This window comes from Variovorax sp. N23, from assembly GCF_025486315.1.
GTDB lineage: Bacteria > Pseudomonadota > Gammaproteobacteria > Burkholderiales > Burkholderiaceae_C > Variovorax.
The window spans coordinates 126,910-142,268 of sequence record NZ_JAOOPY010000012.1; the positions used below are offsets into that span (position 1 = coordinate 126,910).

Genomic DNA, 15,359 nt, shown 5'->3' on the forward strand with positions numbered 1-15,359 from the left:
CGAGGCGTTGCCCTCCACAACTCGCACAGACAGGGTTCTCGTCCTTGAGTATTTATGCGGGGCCGGTACTCATTGCTGAGGGTTCACCGCACGGGTTTCGATCCAATGCGTGTTTTCACCATGCATGAAGTTCTCAGACAGCACAATCAAGCGAAGACCCTTCCAAATTTCAGGTGCATCCGCGTACCACACGCCTCCATTGCGGAAGACGCCTCGGTCGTCGTGCCGCACCTCCGAGCTCCAACGCAGTCGGACCTCACGGGTCACGCAGATATGAAATTTTGCGGACATGGAGGGTGCTTCTTCAGAATGCATGCTCCGAATCATATTGAACACGGCACCGTTGACGCTTTGTAGCCGGCGGGGTTTTCGAGGTTCTCCTCGTTGCCTCTTTCTTCGAAATCGGCACGCTTGACCGCGCCGGCCAAAGCTTGCTTTCCGCAATTTTCAGCTCACGGGGCCATTCGCCTCCACCGGGCGATCCGCCGTGGGCCAGCGCAGGAGGGCCCCGTGTGTCGAGCAGGGATTGATCTAGGACGGCTTGTGGAATACCGTACGGATGCAAGGATTCCTGGCTCAAAAAGGAGTATTTCTTCACTATTCAGAAACCGCTGCCGCCGCCCGACGGCTACAACAGTTGGCTTGACTATGCCGTCGAAGCTTTTAGTACGAGGGATCCCTGGCTCGAAAGCCACTGGAAAACCTGCATCGATGAGAATGCAGTCGAGCTCGATCGGCACGAAATCCGAGAATCGGCGCGTTTAGAACTCCAAACGCTGCGAAAGGCCGCTGGCTTGCCTGATTCGTAGTCTGCGCAGACACGCGGGTTACCGCGGGAGGACCCTCCGCCAACTGCTCAGCCGCCGTTCGCCGCAACACCGGCATTCAAGACGGAGGTTTGTCGGCCTGTTCTCCCTCGCTTGAATGGGTGGCGAGGGCGATGCACACGGCGAGGTCTAGGGTTTTCTCGTCCGCTCGTTTCTTCAAAGTCATGTTGCCGGAGTGTCCGTTTGTTGAGTGGCGCGAAAGCGGAAGAATCGAACCTCCAGTGGCGCAGTCTTCGCGAATGCATTGGCGCACTTTCGGGAAAAGTCTTCAAAATCAAGGAGTTATGCGACCGTCGTCACGTACGTTTGCTGGCGTTCCGCAGGAACGCGCCCATTGAGTCCCCGAGCGCGCCGCCGACTCGGCCAGGGCAGGGCGTTCAGTCGCATGGCCTGGATCCGGCGGGCCGCATGGCAGGTTCGCTCAGCACCTCCGGCGTCAGCGCCGCGACGGCCTGGTAGTGGGTGAGAAACACCTGACCGCCCAGCTGGCGCAGGAAGTCGGTTCGCCGCAGCCGGTCCATCACCGGCCCCTTGACCTCGGACAGGTGTAGCGTGATGCCCGCATCGCGCAGGCGGTGCTCGATCGCCTCCAGGCTTTCCAGCGCGCTGGCGTCGATGGCGTTGACGGCCGAGCACTGCAGCACCACGTGGCGCAGTGCGGGCTGTGCGGCGACGGCGTCGTTCACATGGTCTTCCAGGCTTCGGGCATTGGCGAAGTACAGGCTTTCGTCCACGCGCAGGCTCAGCAGTGCAGGGCTGGTGCGCACGGCGTGGCGCAGCACGTTGCGGAAGTGCTCGGTGCCCGGCACCAGGCCCACGGTGGCGATGTGCGGTCGGCTGGTGCGCCACAGGTACAGCGCCAGGGACACGCCCACGCCCACCAGCAGCCCCGTTTCCACGCCCAGCGCCAGGGTCGCGAGCAGGGTGGCGGCCACGGCGGCGAAGTCCGGCTTGGAATAGGCCCAGGTGCGGCGCAGGATGCCGAAGTCCACCAGCGACAGCACCGCCACGATGATGGTGGCGGCCAGCGTGGCCTGGGGCAGGAAGTACAGCGCGGGTGTCAGGAACAGCGTGGCGAGCAGGATGCCGGCAGCCGTGAAGACGCCGGCCGCCGGTGTCTGCGCGCCGGCGTCGAAGTTCACCACCGAGCGTGCGAAGCCTCCGGTCACGGGGAAGCCGCCCGTGAACGCGGCGCTCAGGTTGCTGGCGCCGAGGGCGACGAGCTCCTGGTCGGGCGCGATGCGCTGGCGCCGCTTGGCGGCCAGCGTCTGGCCCACCGAGACCGATTCCACGAAGCCCACCACGCTGATCAGCAGTGCCGGCATGGCCAGGTCGCGCCACAGCGCCAAGTCCCAGCTCGGCAGTTTGAAAGCTGGCAGGCCCTGCGGAATGGCCCCCACGATCTTCATGCCCTGGGATGGCCAGTCCAGTCCCCAGGCCAACCCGGTGGTGACGGCGATGACGGCCACGGGGCCGGCCTTGGCGAGGAAGTCGGCCAGCCGCGGCCCCAGCCCCCAGGCGATCAGCAGCGGCTTGAGGCGCTTGCGCACCCAGAACAGGAAGGCCGTGGCGAGCATGCCGACGGTCAGCGTCAGCCAGTGCGTCTGCGCCGCCTGCCGCGCCAGGGCCAGCAGCAGGTCGACGAAGTTGTGCCCCTGCGCCTGCACGCCCATGAGGGTCTTCAACTGGCTGGCCGCGATCAGCAAGCCCGAGGCCGTGATGAAGCCCGAGATCACCGGGTGGCTCAGAAAATTGGCGATGAACCCCAGCCGCAGCAGCCCCATGGCCAGCAGCATGGTGCCCGACAGGAAGGCCAGCGTGATGGCCACCGGCCAGTACGCGGCCGAACCCGGTGGCGCGTGTTCGCCCACGGCCGCCGCGGTCATCAACGACACCACCGCCACCGGCCCCACGGCCAGCACGCGGCTGCTGCCGAACACCGCGTACAGCAGCAGCGGCGCGACGCTGGCGTACAGACCCGCCTCGGGCGGCAGGCCGGCCAGCAGCGCATAGGCCAGGCTCTGCGGGATGAGCATGATGGTGACGATCAGCGCCGCCACGGCATCGCCCGCGAAGGTGGCGCGGTCGTAGCGCCGGCCCCAGTCCAGTACCGGCAAGGAGGGCAGCAGACGCCGCCAGCCGCCCCGTGCCGCACGCGCCGCGCGCACCGCCGGTGTCTGCATCAGCCCACCATTTCGGGCTGGGCCAGCCATTCGCGGCCCTTGAGCATGCCGTCCCAGTAGAGCGGCGGCAGGATGCGCTCCTTCAGCAGCCAGGCCAGGGCCGAGGGGCGGGTGCCGTCGATCAGCCACTTGGGGAAGCTCGGCGCCAGCTTGCCGCCATAGGTGAACTCGGCCAGCACGATCTTGCCGCGCTCCACTGTCAGGGGGCAGGAGCCGTAGCCGTCGTACTGCGCATCGCCCTTGACCGTGCCGCGCGTGGCGAGCAGGTTGTGCGCCACCACCGGGGCCTGTTTGCGCGCGGCGGCCGCGGTCTTGGCGTTGCTGGTATTGGCGACGTCGCCCAACGCGAAAACGTTGGCGAACTGCTTGTGGCGCAGCGTACCCGGGTCCACGTCCACCCAGCCGGCGGCGTCGGCCAGCGGGCTGACGCGGACGAAGTCCGGCGCCTTCTGCGGCGGCACGGCGTGCAGCAGGTCGAACTCGCGCGTGATCCGCTCCGTGCTGCCGTCGGGCAGGGCGCGGCTGAAGACGGCCTTGCGCACCGGCCCGTCCACGGCGACCAGGGTCTCGCCGAAGTTCAGGCCGATGCCGTAGGCCTTCACGTATTCCATCAGCGCGGGCACGTAGTCCGCCACGCCGAACAGCACCGCCCCCGCGTTGCAGAACTGGATGTCGATGGCCGGCAGCACGCCGGCGCTGCGCCAGTGGTCGGCCGAGAGGTACATGGCCTTCTGCGGCGCGCCCGCGCACTTGATGGGCATGGGGGGCTGGCTGAAGATGGCGCGCCCGCCGCGCAGCCGGCGCACCAGTTCCCAGGTGTAGGGCGCCAGGTCATAGCGGTAGTTGCTGGTCACGCCGTTGCGGCCCAGCGCGTCGACCAGGCCTTCGATGCCATGCCAGTCCAGCTTCAGGCCGGGGCAGACCACGAGCTGCTCGTACTTGACGACGCGGCAGCCGTCCAGCACCACGGCGTTGCGCTCGGGCTCGAAGGCGGCCACGGCCGACTGGAGCCAGTGCACGCCACGCGGCAGCAGGCTGGCCATGGTGCGGGCGGTGCTGGCGGCGTCGAACACGCCCGCGCCCACCATGGTCCAGCCGGGCTGGTAGTAGTGGATGGTGGCGGGGTCGATGATGGCGATGTCCAGGCCCGGGCTGCGCGCCAGCAGGCTGGCCGCCACCGCGATGCCGGCCGCGCCGGCACCGACGATGACGACGGCGTGCGAGGCGTCGGCCACCTCCACCGGCGTCCTGCCGCCGTTGACGATGCGCCGCACCACGCCTTTGAGGTCGAAGCCGGCCTTGGACGCGCGCTCGATGATCTGCGGCAGCCCTGTCCCGCCCGCCTGCGACAGGGCCCACATCGTGGTCGAGCGCATGCCGGTGCGGCAGAACGCCAGCACGGGCTTGGGCAGCTCGGCCATCAGCGCACCGAATGCGACGCCATGCGCGTCGGCCACCTTGCCCGATTCGGCCGGCAGGTAGCGGGCCTGCAGACCCGCCGCCAGCGCGGCGCGCTCGATCTCGCCGAAGTTGGGTTGGTCGGCGCCTTCGCCATCGGGACGGTTGCAGATGACGGACTTGAAGCCGGCATCTCGCACGGCCTGAAGGTCTGCGGGCGTGATCTGAGGGGAGACCGACAGTGCGTCGGTGAGGGGGCGGATGTCCATGGGTGGTGTCTCCAGGTGGGATGCAAGGGGCGCGGCCGCTCTGCGGGCGGCCTGCGCGGGGTGGCGCGTCGAACTGCGTTCAGAGCGCGTCGAGCGGAATCTTGAGGTAGCGCGTGCCGTTGCTCTCGGGCTCGGGAAGCTCGCCCGCACGCATGTTCACCTGCACCGACGGCAGGATCAGCACGGGCATGGCCAGCGTGGCGTCGCGTGCGTGGCGCATGGCCACGAACTCGTCCTCGCTGATGCCGTTGCGTACATGCACATTCGACTCGCGCTGCTCCGCCACGGTGCTGATGTACTTCACCTCGCGCCCGCCGGGCTGGTAGTCGTGGCACATGTACAACCGGGTCTCGGGTGGCAGGCCCAGCACCTTGTTGATGGAGCGATAGAGCGTGCGCGCATCGCCGCCGGGGAAGTCGCAGCGCGCCGTGCCGTAGTCGGGCATGAACAGCGTGTCGCCGACGAAGGCGGCGGTCTGCACCGCGTCGCTGACGACATAGGTCATGCAGGCCGGCGTGTGGCCTGGCGTGTGCAGCGCGCGCACACGCAGTTCGCCGATGGCGAAGGTTTCGCCGTCGGTGAACAGGTGGTCGAACTGGCGGCCATCGTGCGCGAAACCGTCGCCTGCGTTGAACAGCGTGCCGAAGACCTTCTGCACGGTGGCGATGTGCTGGCCGATGCCCAGGCGGCCACCCAGCGCCTGTCGGATGTAGGGCACGGCCGAGAGGTGGTCGGCGTGCACATGCGTCTCCAGGATCCACTGCACAGTGGCGCCGAGTTCGCGCACGCGCTGGATCAGCCGGTCGGCGCTGTCGTGCGAGGTTCGGCCGGATTTCGGGTCGTAGTCGAGCACGCTGTCGATCACGGCGCATTGCTTCGTGGCCTGGTCGAGCACGATGTAGCTGACGGTGGAGGTCGCATCGTCGAAGAAGCCTTCGACCTGCAGGGTGCGGCGGGTGTTCATGGTCCTGTCCTCCGGTGGGCGGTTCAGCGGGGTGTGCGGCAGGTGTTGAGGCCGAGCAGGGTGTAGAGCGGGCAGTTGCCGATGGCCCCCGTCAACAGTGGCACCACGCCGATGTAGCCCCACATCCCGATGACACCCGTCGCGGCCATGGCGATGAGCGCCAGCCCGACAACGATGCGCAAGCTGCGGTCCAGAGTGCCTTCATTGGTCTTCATGTTTCTGTCTCCTGAGATGAGCGGCCAGGGCTGCACGAACGGCAGCCATGCCTGACTGTTATCAAGAGCCGTGCCAAACCGCGATGCCCCATGGAGTCTCTTGTAAGTCGATGATTTATAAAGATTAATTTCTTCGCCGGCCTGGTGAGCAGCAGCGGCGCAGGCCCTTGGAGCCAGGCTGGCAGTTTCTTGTGGCAGTGAATGGCATCGATGTGGCAGAAGTGGCAGTCCTCGCGCACAATCGCGGCATGCAGTCCCGTGCCCCCCGCGAACCCGCTGCGCTGGCAGCCACCGGCGCCGCAGCCCCGAGCCAGGCCGCGCAGCCCATGCAGGCCCTGCTGTCCTACCTGGAGCACGAGTCGCAGCCCATGATCGTGCTCGACCCGGACTACAACATCCTCGCCGCCAACACCGCCTACCAGCGCCAGTTCGGCGCCGTGGGAAAGCCGTACCTGGGCGACAAGTGCTACCGCGTCTCGCACCACTACGACGTGCCGTGCGACCAGGCCGGCGAGCACTGCCCGATGAAGAAGGCGCTGGAGATGAAAGGCCCGGACCGCGTGCTGCACATCCACCACACACCGCGCGGCCCCGAGCATGTGGACGTGGAGCTGCGGCCCATCCTGGATGCGCGGCGCGAGGTGGTGGCTTACGTGGAGCGCCTGGCGACGGTGCGCAGCGCTTCGGCGCGGCCCAGCGGCGAGGGGCTGGTGGGCCAGGCGCCGGCCTTCAACGCCGCGCTGTCGGCCGTGCAGCGCGTGGCCCCCTCGATGCTGCCGGTGCTGCTGCTGGGCGAGTCGGGCACGGGCAAGGAGCTGTTCGCCCGTGCGGTGCACGAAGCCAGTCCGCGCGCCGGCGGGCCCTTCGTCGTGGTCGATTGTTCGGGCCTGACCGAGACCCTGTTCGAGAGCGAGCTGTTCGGCTACGAGAAAGGGGCGTTCACCGGTGCGCATGCGCGCAAGCCTGGGCTGGTGGAAACGGCCAAGGGAGGCACGCTCTTTCTGGATGAAATGGGCGAGGTGCCGTTGGCGATGCAGGTCAAGCTGCTGCGGCTGATCGAGTCGGGCACCTTCCGCCGCGTCGGGGGTATCGAGACGCACCAGTCCGACTTTCGCCTGGTCGCGGCCACGCACAAGCCGCTGCACCAGATGGTGGCCGACGGGCGCTTCCGGCAGGACCTGTACTACCGGATCAGCGCCTTTCCCATCGATCTGCCGCCCCTGCGCGACCGGGTGTCGGACATCCCGCTGCTGGTGCATTCGTTCCTGCAGCGCGGGGACAGCGGCCAGCCCCGGTTGGTGGTGGATCCGGCGGCCATGGCCCGGTTGCAGGCGCATGCGTGGCCCGGCAACATCCGTGAGTTGCGCAATGTGCTGGAGCGGACCCGGTTGTTCGCCGACGACGGCGTTGTCCGCGTCGAGCACCTGCCGGCAATGCTGGGCGCGGTGCCGATGCCGCCCTCGCCGGGTGCCGCGCCTCCGCTCGCGCAGGGGGTGGGCCGTCGCGGCGAGATCGAGGACGCCACCATCCGCCAGTTGCTCGCCACCACGCGCGGCACACGCAAGGAGCTGGCGCGGCAACTGGGGTTGAGTGAACGCACGCTGTACCGGCGGCTCAAGGCGCTGGGGCTCGCCTGACCGCCGGCACGCCGAGGCAGGACCACCGGTCCGAAAAATGTCCGGCGCGCGTGCAGGTTTTCTCGGGCGGCCAGACTGCCCATGGTCGATCTGACATGACTGGTTCGTACCATCCAGGCGAATGAATACTTGTGTTTCAGCGGGGGCGTCATGACGCAGCGCGTTCCGGCCCTTCCGGGCTTGCCGTCGGAAGGGCGCCCTGCGAGGCGTCAGCCGGCATCTGCGCATCGCGAACCGGATGGTCCTGCTCGCCCGCACCCATTGCCGCATGCCTTCTTCCGGTCTGTCGTCGACCTTCGCGACGGGTCAGTTTTCGCCCAGGAGGCCTCGGTCCACGATGTCGCCGTCCTCGCGACTCGTCAAACGATGTCGCCGCTGGACGCTGAAGCGACGGAGCAGACGCTTCCGCACGTCGAACGGCGCTCGACGGAGATCGTCCTGGCGCGATGGGCCGAGCTCCCGGACGCACGACGCATCCTCGTCAACATGAGCGCCGATGCGTTCGTGGACGCCATGCGCAAGGATTCACAGGGCTGGCTGATGCAGGCGCTCGCAGCGCTGGACATTGCGGCCGACAGGCTGCTGATCGAGATCACGGGGCCGGGCCGGCCGTGGGACGGCGCCGTGCTGAACGATGCGGTGAAGGTGCTCCGTGCCGCCGGTGGGCGGCTCTCCCTCGGCGACGAGGGGGCCGGACACGCCAGCTTTCGGTCCTGGTGCGAACTCGAACCCGACTACGTGCGGATTGGAAGGCAATGGATCACCGACGTTGCCATCGACCCGCGCAAACGAACGATCGTCCGCGGTATCTGCGAGGTTGCGGCAGAGTTCGGCACACAGCTCATTGCCGAAGGGATCGACGCCAACGCCGATCTGCAGGTGGTTCTGAGTCTGGGCATCCCCTATGGGCAAGGCAAGCATGTGGCGCGAAAAGCCGATAGTCGGAACATCGCATCGCCGCCAGCCGGCAGGGCCCGTGACCTCGAGGCCGGCGCGGACCTCGTACCCGTCGATTCAGGCTGGCGCCGACCTGCGGCCCTGCAGAACTTCGCGGTCATCCAGGCCCCCGCCCTGACGTGGCGCACCACCAATGACGAAGTCGCTGCGATGTTCCAGGGGCGCCCGCAACTGCATGCCTTGGCGGTCGTCGAGGACGCCCGCCCGGTCGCTTTGATCCCGCGTCAGCAGTTCATGGACCAGTACGCGCGCCTCTACTTCCGGGAAGTGCACGGTCGGAAGGCATGCCTGGATTCGGCGAACCCGGCACCCTGCGTGATCGAGCGCGACGCGTCCATCGAGGCGCTCGCCAGCGTGCTGACTTCCAGCGATCAGCGCTATCTCAGCGAGGGGTTCATCGTCACCGAAAAGGGGCGTTACGCTGGCCTCGGTACGGGCGATCAGCTGGTTCGCGTGGTCACGGAAACCCGGCTGGAGGCCGCCAGGCACGCGAACCCCCTGACTTTCCTGCCCGGCAATATCCCCGTCAGTCTTCATATCGACAGGCTTCTTGCCGGAGGGGTGGCATTCGTGGCCTGCCACGCAGACCTCGACAACTTCAAGCCGTTCAACGATCGGTATGGCTTCGCCCGGGGCGACGAGATGATCCGGCTCACCGCGAGATTGATCCTTTCGCATTGCGACTCGCACCGTGACTTTGTCGGTCACCTCGGGGGCGACGATTTCGTGATCGTCTTCCAGAGCGTGGATTGGCAGGTTCGCTGCGAAGCCATCATCCAGATCTTTCAGAAAGAGGCCTGCGCCTTGCTCGATGAAGACGCTCGCATCGCCGGGGGATTCGACGCCGAGGATCGGCATGGCGTGCGGCGGTTTTTCCCCTGCACCACCATCTCCATGGGCGCTGTCGTTGCAGCTCCCGGGGTCTACCAGCGTGCAGAAGAAGTGGCGATGGACGCTGCGACTGCGAAACACGACGCCAAGCTTTCGCCGTCGGGAATTGCGGTCTGCTTTGCGGGCACGGGGGACGTCGCTCGGGTGCGTTGAACCCGCAGGGGGTCGAGTCATGGGGCGTGCATCCCCACCGGTCTTCGACCGGCGGCCTGGTCGGTGCGTTCATGCGGTTGTCTTCACCGAGCGTCGGAACCAGAGGGCCATTCACCGGTCGCCTCGCCCAGGCTCCCGACGACCAGGTCCAGGAACGCGCGCAACCGTGCCAAGCCGCGCAGGTCACGGTGGTAGGCGAGCCATACATCCCTGCTCGGGGGCGGTGGGTGAATGTCGTGTCTCTCGATGCCGGGAAAACGGTCGCCCAGCAGCGTGGGCAGCACGGCAAAACCTGCCCGCAAGGCGCACATGCGAGCCTGCACATCGCGGTTGTTGCTGCCCACCGCGAACGTGGCCGCCGGAAAGGTATTCCTCAGCCAGTGCACATCGGGAAGGTCTTCGAGCGCCGAGTCGAGGGTGATGAGCTGGATGCCGATGCCATCGCCCACCGTGGGCGGAGGCACGCCTGCAGGGCCATACAGCGCGTAACGCATCTGCATCAGCTTTCGCTGCACCACCTCCGGACTCTCCGACGGCCGAATCCGGAATACGAGTTCGGCCTCCCGCCGGGCCAGGTCGAGAAAACGCGAATCCGTGATGAGGTCGATGCGCACACCCGGGTGCAGCGCTGTGAATCGCGCCACCACAGGCGACAGAACATGAAGACCAAACCAGTCTGAACACGACACGCGCAGAAGCCCCCGCAGTTCAGCGCCTTGACCTGCCAGTTGTCGCTCGATGGCAAGCGCCTCTTCTTCCATCCGCTCTGCGTGCAGCAGTATCGAGGCGCCTTCGTCCGTGAGTTGGAACCCTTCGCGCCCGCGCTGGAACAGCGTTTGGCCAGTCGACGCCTCCAGTGCTCGTATGCGGCGCCCCATCGTCGGCTGCGACATCCCCAGCAGATGTGCTGCGCCGCTCAGGGAGCGTGAACGAGCAACTGCCAGAAAGATGCGGATGTCGCCCCAGTCCCCGAGTGCATTCATAAATGAATGAAGAGAGTTCAATACTGTGAATTTACATTCAAATGTGAAGAGCCCAAAGTGAAGTCCTCGATTCACCCCACCGCTTCAAGAAGGACTTCCTCATGCCCCGCTCAGTCGTTCCCTCCACCATGCAAGCCGCCATTGTTCGCGAAGCGAACGGTTCTTTCGACGTCGTCCACCGTCCGGTTCCAGATGTCTCGCCGGGGCATGTTCTCGTGCGTATCGCCGCCAGCGGCGTCAACCCGCTGGACACGAAGATCCGAGCCGGGGTGGCCGCGCATGCCAGGCACCCGCTTCCCGCGGTCCTCGGCATGGATCTCGCAGGGGTGGTCGTCAAAGTCGGCGCCGGCGCGACTCGTTTCCAAGTGGGGGACGAGGTCTATGGTCTGGTCGGCGGCGTGGGCGGGCTGCAAGGCACCTTGGCCGAGTACGCTGCGGTAGACGCGGCGCTCCTCGCGCACAAGCCGAAAAGCCTGGCCTTGCGGGATGCGGCGGCCCTCCCGTTGGTCGCCATCACCGCCTGGGAAGGCTTGATCGACCGCGCTCGAACGCGTGCGGGTCATCAGGTGCTCGTTCATGGCGGCGCGGGCGGCGTCGGGAGCGCGGCCATACAGATCGCCCGTGCATTCGGCGCCGACGTGTACACGACCGTGGCACCTGCACAGTTCGATGTGGTCAGTTCGCTGGGCGCCACGCCCATCGACTACACGGCTTCGGCGCCTGCCGACTACGTTCTTGAGCACACGGCGGACGAGGGGTTCGATGTGGTGTACGACACGGTGGGCGGAGCCACGCTCGATGCGTCATTCCATTCGGTTCGCCGGTACACCGGGCACGTCGTGAGCGCACTGGGGTGGGGTACCCATGCCCTGGCTCCGTTGTCTTTCCGCGGGGCCACCTATTCAGGCGTGTTCACGCTGATGCCGATGCTCAGCGGCAAGGGCCGCGCCCACCACGGAGAAATCCTGACCGAGGTCGCCAGGCTGGTCGATGCGGGTCAGCTTCGCCCCCTCGTCGACATCCGGAGATTCACGCTCGACCAGGCGGGTGATGCGCACGCTCGCGCAACCGGCGGCCAAGCCATCGGCAAGGTCGTTGTCGACATCCCTTGAGTGAAGTGTGCGGCGCCGTGCCCTCAGCGCAGCACGAGCGCCGCGATCACGCAGGCGATCACCACCAGGGCGGCGATCGTGAGGTTGCGGCGCCAGCCGTTGCGGTACTGTTCCTGCTGCTCGAGGCGGCTGCGCAGCGTCAGCTCGCCCAGACGCGAGGGCACGGTGTCGAGTTCGTCGTCGTAGTGGCCGCCGTGGAAAAACTTGGACATGAAAATGGCTCAGCAGGCAGACCCGCGGCGTTCGGCACGCTGGGCGGGGGGCGTTGAAAAGAGGCCGCTTGCGCGGCGCCGAAGAGGATTTGGAAACGGTCGTTAACCAGCCCAAATTCTGTAACAAAGCCGCCCGTTTGTAGTACCGATGTTTTCATTTTCGTGTGCATTTCCTTGGTTTCGTGAATTTATGCACATGCGAATGGGGTCGGCGCGCCTCGCGTGCCGCGGTCGGGCCGAACCGGTGAAGACGCCGCTGCGCGTGCGGTTCGAGGGGGAGGGCGTCGGCTCGTCTGACGCGATGGGTGCGCCCCTTTGGCGCTGCCGAGGCTGCTGTCGGGGACGAGGTGCTTCGAGGAAGCGCGGGGCCCGGCCCGGAGAGTGCGTCACCGAGCGAACTGGACGGTCTTCCAGGCCCTGATGGCGCCATGCGTCCGAGCGGGTGGGTGAGATGCTTGCGGTGTCCCGGGCTCGTCCCGATCCCGAGTTCGGCCACCCTTGGAGCGACGCCATGAACACCCGCCATGCCCCACTGCAACCGCAAGACCCCTTCGCTGCCAAGCTGGGCGTGTACGTCGTGCGCGTGGGCGTCGTGATGACCCTCGTGGGGGTCGTTGCGTCGTTCTTTCGCGGCTGACCGCCGGGTCCGTCGCGGCGCCCGGCCGCGACGCCGGCCCGGGGCCGAGGCGCCTGCGCTTCAGCCGAAGCTGGCGGTGCTGCTTTCGCGCATGTGGCGCGCGGCCATCAGGATGGACATGTGAGCCTGCTGCAGGCCGCTGCTCTTGTCGTCGGCGGCCACTGTCAGCATGGGCTTGTTGTCGAGTCGAAAGCTGCACAGCAGCAGCTTCGACGCGGCGAGCTTCACGATCTGCGACAGCGACATGCTGGCCAACAGTTCGGCCAGTTCAGGGCCGATGCCCAGGCGAAACATCGCGGCTGCCTTGTCCTGCTTCACCAGCTTCTGCGCCAGGAGCATGTAGGCCAGATTGATGTCGCCGATTTCCTTGTGCACCTCGGCCGCTGCGCCGCTGTCGTTCGAATCGATATCCACTTGAAACTCCGTGTTGAACCAACTGAAGTAAGTAGACCATCGAGAGTTTTACATTTGTTAACCATCCAGTAGGCGCAGCCCCAAAGCGTGTGAAACAACACGTTTTTTGTCGGCGCGGTCCTACAAGAATCGTGCTTGAACCCGAAAAGTAGTGCATATGGATTACCTGGTGGCGCCTCGGTTCGAGCGCCTTCGGCGCGGAGCCCGAGCGGAACGCGGGGTTTTACTAGTCCCGAAGTACACATGGGTACCGCAGCGCGGCGCGTGGCACCTTGGTGCTTCGAGCCATGGCGACGGGACCGCACAATGGCGCGCATGACCGATCGCATGGAAGGTGTGTTTCGACAGGTGGCGGGGCTTTGGATTGCCCCGGAGCCCGCCGTTCCCGAGCCGTGGCGGGCCGGACCCCGGCCGTGTGTGGACCACGACACGGTGGACTACGAGGGTCTTGCCGACTTTCTGGCCAGGCACTTCTGCTGCGGGGAGAGCGTGGTGCTTCGGCTGCCGGACGACACGGTCGACCCTGTCACCGTGCATCCGCGATTGCGCGGTGGGCAGCCCGAACTCGCCCGCTGCCACGATTTCGCCGAGCGGCTGCTTCATGCCGCCGTCGATGGTGCGAACCCGATCGCGGTCCGGCATGCATGGGACGCGCTGCACCGCCACAAGGACCGTCGCTCTGCGCCGCCACCGGTCCTGCTCATGTTCCTGCTCGAAGGCTCGTTCGAGGCGGTGACGATCTGGCATGCCCAGGCCTCGATGCGGCTGGGCATTCGTGCGGCCGATCTCAGCGTGCTCCTGTCGGGCGACATGAAGGCGAGCGACCACGACGGCCAGCTCACGGACGAACTGCGCGCCGAACTCGAGCGCCATTTCGGCGTGCCTTACCAGCGCCACTGCAGGCTGTCGAAAATGGTCTCGACCCCGCCACCGGCCTGGGCGACCGGCGCGGTCCAGGCCTGACCCTAGCGCGGCGCCAGCGAATAGCCTTTCAGGAGGCTCGCGGTGGTCTCCACCGCAGCGACATGCTGTCGCACATGGTGGCTCACGGTGGTCAGCAGTTCGTATTCGCCGCACACCAGGCGCCGGGTGGACCCGGGGGCGCCGTCGGTCAGGTCCTGCGGGAAGGCGATGCTCCAGTACGGCCAGTCGGCGGGAAGCAGGTCGATGTCGTAGGCCTCCGCCAGGGCGTAAGCGGCAATGGCGGCAGCCTCGAGGAAGCTGTGGTCGGGCTGCGCCGCAGGGACGTTGATGCGTTCCACGAAGGTCAGGGCGAAGACCACGCGGGCATCGAGATCCAGCCGCTGGTCTGCGATCTCCGCCTCCAGGAAGCGCGGCGCCGAGCGGTCCGCGCCGGAGATGCGGTGCCCGCAGATCGCGTGCACCACACCGTCCTCGCGCACGACGAACAGCTTCTGCGGGTGGCGCCCGGGCGCCTTGGCATAGGCGTCCAGGACATCGCCGAGTCGACGGCGGCGGGCCGCGTCGCCATAGAGCCGTGCCGGCGCATGGCCGAAGCGAAGCAGGGCCAGGTGCGCGGCGTCGTCGATCGATGTGGGGCCCTGATGGCGCGTGAGCTTCTTCAGGTCGGTGTCGACCGTGCGCAGCACGGCCTCGACGGCGCTGAGCGGTTGCCCGGTGAGGGCCGCGAGGGCTGCGGCCACGGGGTGCGGATCGCCGGGAACGTCACGGATGATGGGGTGAAGCGAGGGTGCGTTCATCGAGGGGTGGCAAGGGTCGGCGGCAGGTCGGCCCGCGAGCGGGAAGCACAGTCTCTTCGGTTTTCTTCTGTGTACCAAGGCTACCGCGAAGACCGTCCGGTCAAACGTCCGAACAGACCCTGGATCCCCCCTGCCCACGACCGATGGTTTGTCACCATCACCGCACGCCGATACCTCGCGCTGCTGGCCTCGGCAACCGGTCCGTCAGCGGGGCCTGCCGCCGCAGCGGCTACACTCCGCGCCGCATGAGAGCCGGTCCCCGGCCCTGCCGCCATGGGCAACCTGGCGAATTCATCTCAGGAAATATTCAGTGAACCGTATCGAACTCGTCGAGAAAATCGCCTCCACCCACAACACCAGCAAGGCCGAAGCGGCCCGCATCCTGGAAACCATCACGGGCGCCATCGTCGGCGCGGTCAAGAAGGGCGACCCCGTGCAACTCGTCGGCTTCGGCACCTTCAAGCAGGTCGCACGTGCTGCACGCTCGGGCTTCAACCCGCAGGCCGGCACCAAGATCAAGATCGCCGCGCAGAAGGTGCCGAAGTTCGTTCCCGGCGCCGCGTTCAAGGCGGCCGTGGACCCGAAGGCCGCCAAGCGCAAGGCCGAGAAGGCCGCTGCAAAGCCGGTCGCCAAGAAGGCCGCTCCGGCCAAGAAGGCCGCGGCCAAGAAGTGAACGCGTGAGTGATGTCGGCGGAAGGTCCGTCGGCATTCGGAAGACGGCCCTGCGGGGCCGTTTTTCATTGGGTGCGTGCTCGCTGTCGCGTCCATGACCGGGTCTCGCGGGGG

Annotated in this window: 15 protein-coding genes; 6 read left to right on the forward strand and 9 right to left on the reverse strand. The window is 66.8% G+C overall.

Going from position 1 to position 15,359, the window contains the following annotated elements; genetic code table 11:
• Positions 1-69 precede the first annotated feature (69 nt).
• The 5 genes from N8A90_RS18120 to N8A90_RS18140 all read right to left on the reverse strand — a co-directional run bounded on the left by N8A90_RS18120 (position 70) and on the right by N8A90_RS18140 (position 5,856).
• Positions 70-315, reverse strand: coding sequence for a hypothetical protein (locus N8A90_RS18120; RefSeq protein ID WP_262076397.1), 246 nt, complete (start codon positions 313-315; stop codon positions 70-72).
• An 889-nt stretch (positions 316-1,204) separates the two neighbouring features.
• Complete coding sequence (locus N8A90_RS18125) at positions 1,205-3,010, reverse strand: SulP family inorganic anion transporter (RefSeq protein WP_262076398.1); 1,806 nt, start codon at positions 3,008-3,010, stop codon at positions 1,205-1,207.
• Complete coding sequence (locus tag N8A90_RS18130; protein ID WP_262076399.1) at positions 3,010-4,677, reverse strand: bifunctional protein tyrosine phosphatase family protein/NAD(P)/FAD-dependent oxidoreductase; 1,668 nt, start codon at positions 4,675-4,677, stop codon at positions 3,010-3,012. The genes N8A90_RS18125 and N8A90_RS18130 overlap by 1 nt, the downstream gene beginning before the upstream one ends.
• Positions 4,678-4,756: 79 nt before the next feature.
• Positions 4,757-5,641 (reverse strand): MBL fold metallo-hydrolase, encoded by an 885-nt coding sequence (locus tag N8A90_RS18135; RefSeq protein ID WP_262076400.1) that lies wholly within the window; start codon positions 5,639-5,641, stop codon positions 4,757-4,759.
• Between the two features lie 23 nt (positions 5,642-5,664).
• Positions 5,665-5,856: a DUF2892 domain-containing protein gene (locus tag N8A90_RS18140; RefSeq protein ID WP_262076401.1), complete on the reverse strand. Its 192-nt coding sequence runs from the start codon at positions 5,854-5,856 to the stop codon at positions 5,665-5,667.
• A 326-nt stretch (positions 5,857-6,182) separates the two neighbouring features.
• Between N8A90_RS18140 and N8A90_RS18145 the strand changes: the two genes are divergently transcribed.
• A complete protein-coding gene (locus N8A90_RS18145; RefSeq protein ID WP_262076447.1) occupies positions 6,183-7,493 on the forward strand; it encodes a sigma-54 interaction domain-containing protein in 1,311 nt (436 codons plus the stop codon).
• 150 nt (positions 7,494-7,643) lie between these two features.
• The gene (locus N8A90_RS18150) at positions 7,644-9,494 is read left to right on the forward strand and encodes an EAL domain-containing protein (RefSeq protein ID WP_262076403.1); all 1,851 of its coding nucleotides are present in this window, start codon (positions 7,644-7,646) and stop codon (positions 9,492-9,494) included.
• An 83-nt stretch (positions 9,495-9,577) separates the two neighbouring features.
• Here the strand turns inward: N8A90_RS18150 and N8A90_RS18155 are convergent, their stop codons facing one another.
• Entirely contained in the window at positions 9,578-10,477 is a 900-nt protein-coding gene (locus tag N8A90_RS18155; protein ID WP_262076404.1) for a LysR family transcriptional regulator, read from the reverse strand.
• Positions 10,478-10,605: 128 nt separating this feature from the next.
• Here N8A90_RS18155 and N8A90_RS18160 point away from each other — a divergent pair, with 128 nt between their 5' ends.
• Complete coding sequence (locus N8A90_RS18160; RefSeq protein WP_262076405.1) at positions 10,606-11,589, forward strand: zinc-dependent alcohol dehydrogenase family protein; 984 nt, start codon at positions 10,606-10,608, stop codon at positions 11,587-11,589.
• 23 nt (positions 11,590-11,612) lie between these two features.
• Here the strand turns inward: N8A90_RS18160 and N8A90_RS18165 are convergent, their stop codons facing one another.
• The gene (locus N8A90_RS18165; protein ID WP_262076406.1) at positions 11,613-11,801 is read right to left on the reverse strand and encodes a hypothetical protein; all 189 of its coding nucleotides are present in this window, start codon (positions 11,799-11,801) and stop codon (positions 11,613-11,615) included.
• 511 nt (positions 11,802-12,312) lie between these two features.
• Between N8A90_RS18165 and N8A90_RS18170 the strand changes: the two genes are divergently transcribed.
• Entirely contained in the window at positions 12,313-12,438 is a 126-nt protein-coding gene (locus tag N8A90_RS18170; protein WP_262076407.1) for a hypothetical protein, read from the forward strand.
• A gap of 60 nt (positions 12,439-12,498) precedes the next feature.
• On the opposite strand, the gene flhD is transcribed toward N8A90_RS18170, so the two are convergent.
• Positions 12,499-12,852 (reverse strand): flagellar transcriptional regulator FlhD, encoded by a 354-nt coding sequence (flhD, locus tag N8A90_RS18175; protein WP_262076408.1) that lies wholly within the window; start codon positions 12,850-12,852, stop codon positions 12,499-12,501.
• A gap of 315 nt (positions 12,853-13,167) precedes the next feature.
• On the opposite strand from flhD, the gene N8A90_RS18180 reads away from it, so the two are divergent.
• The gene (locus tag N8A90_RS18180; protein WP_262076409.1) at positions 13,168-13,815 is read left to right on the forward strand and encodes a hypothetical protein; all 648 of its coding nucleotides are present in this window, start codon (positions 13,168-13,170) and stop codon (positions 13,813-13,815) included.
• Between the two features lie 2 nt (positions 13,816-13,817).
• Here the strand turns inward: N8A90_RS18180 and N8A90_RS18185 are convergent, their stop codons facing one another.
• Positions 13,818-14,516, reverse strand: a complete 699-nt coding sequence (locus N8A90_RS18185; protein WP_262076410.1) for a hypothetical protein — start codon at positions 14,514-14,516, stop codon at positions 13,818-13,820.
• 367 nt (positions 14,517-14,883) lie between these two features.
• On the opposite strand from N8A90_RS18185, the gene N8A90_RS18190 reads away from it, so the two are divergent.
• Positions 14,884-15,246 (forward strand): HU family DNA-binding protein, encoded by a 363-nt coding sequence (locus N8A90_RS18190; RefSeq protein ID WP_262076411.1) that lies wholly within the window; start codon positions 14,884-14,886, stop codon positions 15,244-15,246.
• Positions 15,247-15,359 lie beyond the last annotated feature (113 nt).

What these genes read in the sequence shown, in the direction of transcription:
- N8A90_RS18145 (WP_262076447.1), top strand. Translation starts at nt 6,183, where the DNA reads ATGCAGGCCCTGCTGTCCTACCTGGAGCACGAGTCGCAGCCCATGATC.
- N8A90_RS18120 (WP_262076397.1), bottom strand. Translation starts at nt 315, where the DNA reads ATGCATTCTGAAGAAGCACCCTCCATGTCCGCAAAATTTCATATCTGC.
- N8A90_RS18165 (WP_262076406.1), bottom strand. Translation starts at nt 11,801, where the DNA reads ATGTCCAAGTTTTTCCACGGCGGCCACTACGACGACGAACTCGACACC.
- N8A90_RS18140 (WP_262076401.1), bottom strand. Translation starts at nt 5,856, where the DNA reads ATGAAGACCAATGAAGGCACTCTGGACCGCAGCTTGCGCATCGTTGTC.
- N8A90_RS18170 (WP_262076407.1), top strand. Translation starts at nt 12,313, where the DNA reads ATGAACACCCGCCATGCCCCACTGCAACCGCAAGACCCCTTCGCTGCC.
- N8A90_RS18135 (WP_262076400.1), bottom strand. Translation starts at nt 5,641, where the DNA reads ATGAACACCCGCCGCACCCTGCAGGTCGAAGGCTTCTTCGACGATGCG.
- N8A90_RS18155 (WP_262076404.1), bottom strand. Translation starts at nt 10,477, where the DNA reads ATGAATGCACTCGGGGACTGGGGCGACATCCGCATCTTTCTGGCAGTT.
- N8A90_RS18160 (WP_262076405.1), top strand. Translation starts at nt 10,606, where the DNA reads ATGCAAGCCGCCATTGTTCGCGAAGCGAACGGTTCTTTCGACGTCGTC.
- N8A90_RS18180 (WP_262076409.1), top strand. Translation starts at nt 13,168, where the DNA reads ATGACCGATCGCATGGAAGGTGTGTTTCGACAGGTGGCGGGGCTTTGG.
- N8A90_RS18130 (WP_262076399.1), bottom strand. Translation starts at nt 4,677, where the DNA reads ATGGACATCCGCCCCCTCACCGACGCACTGTCGGTCTCCCCTCAGATC.
- N8A90_RS18150 (WP_262076403.1), top strand. Translation starts at nt 7,644, where the DNA reads ATGACGCAGCGCGTTCCGGCCCTTCCGGGCTTGCCGTCGGAAGGGCGC.
- N8A90_RS18125 (WP_262076398.1), bottom strand. Translation starts at nt 3,010, where the DNA reads ATGCAGACACCGGCGGTGCGCGCGGCGCGTGCGGCACGGGGCGGCTGG.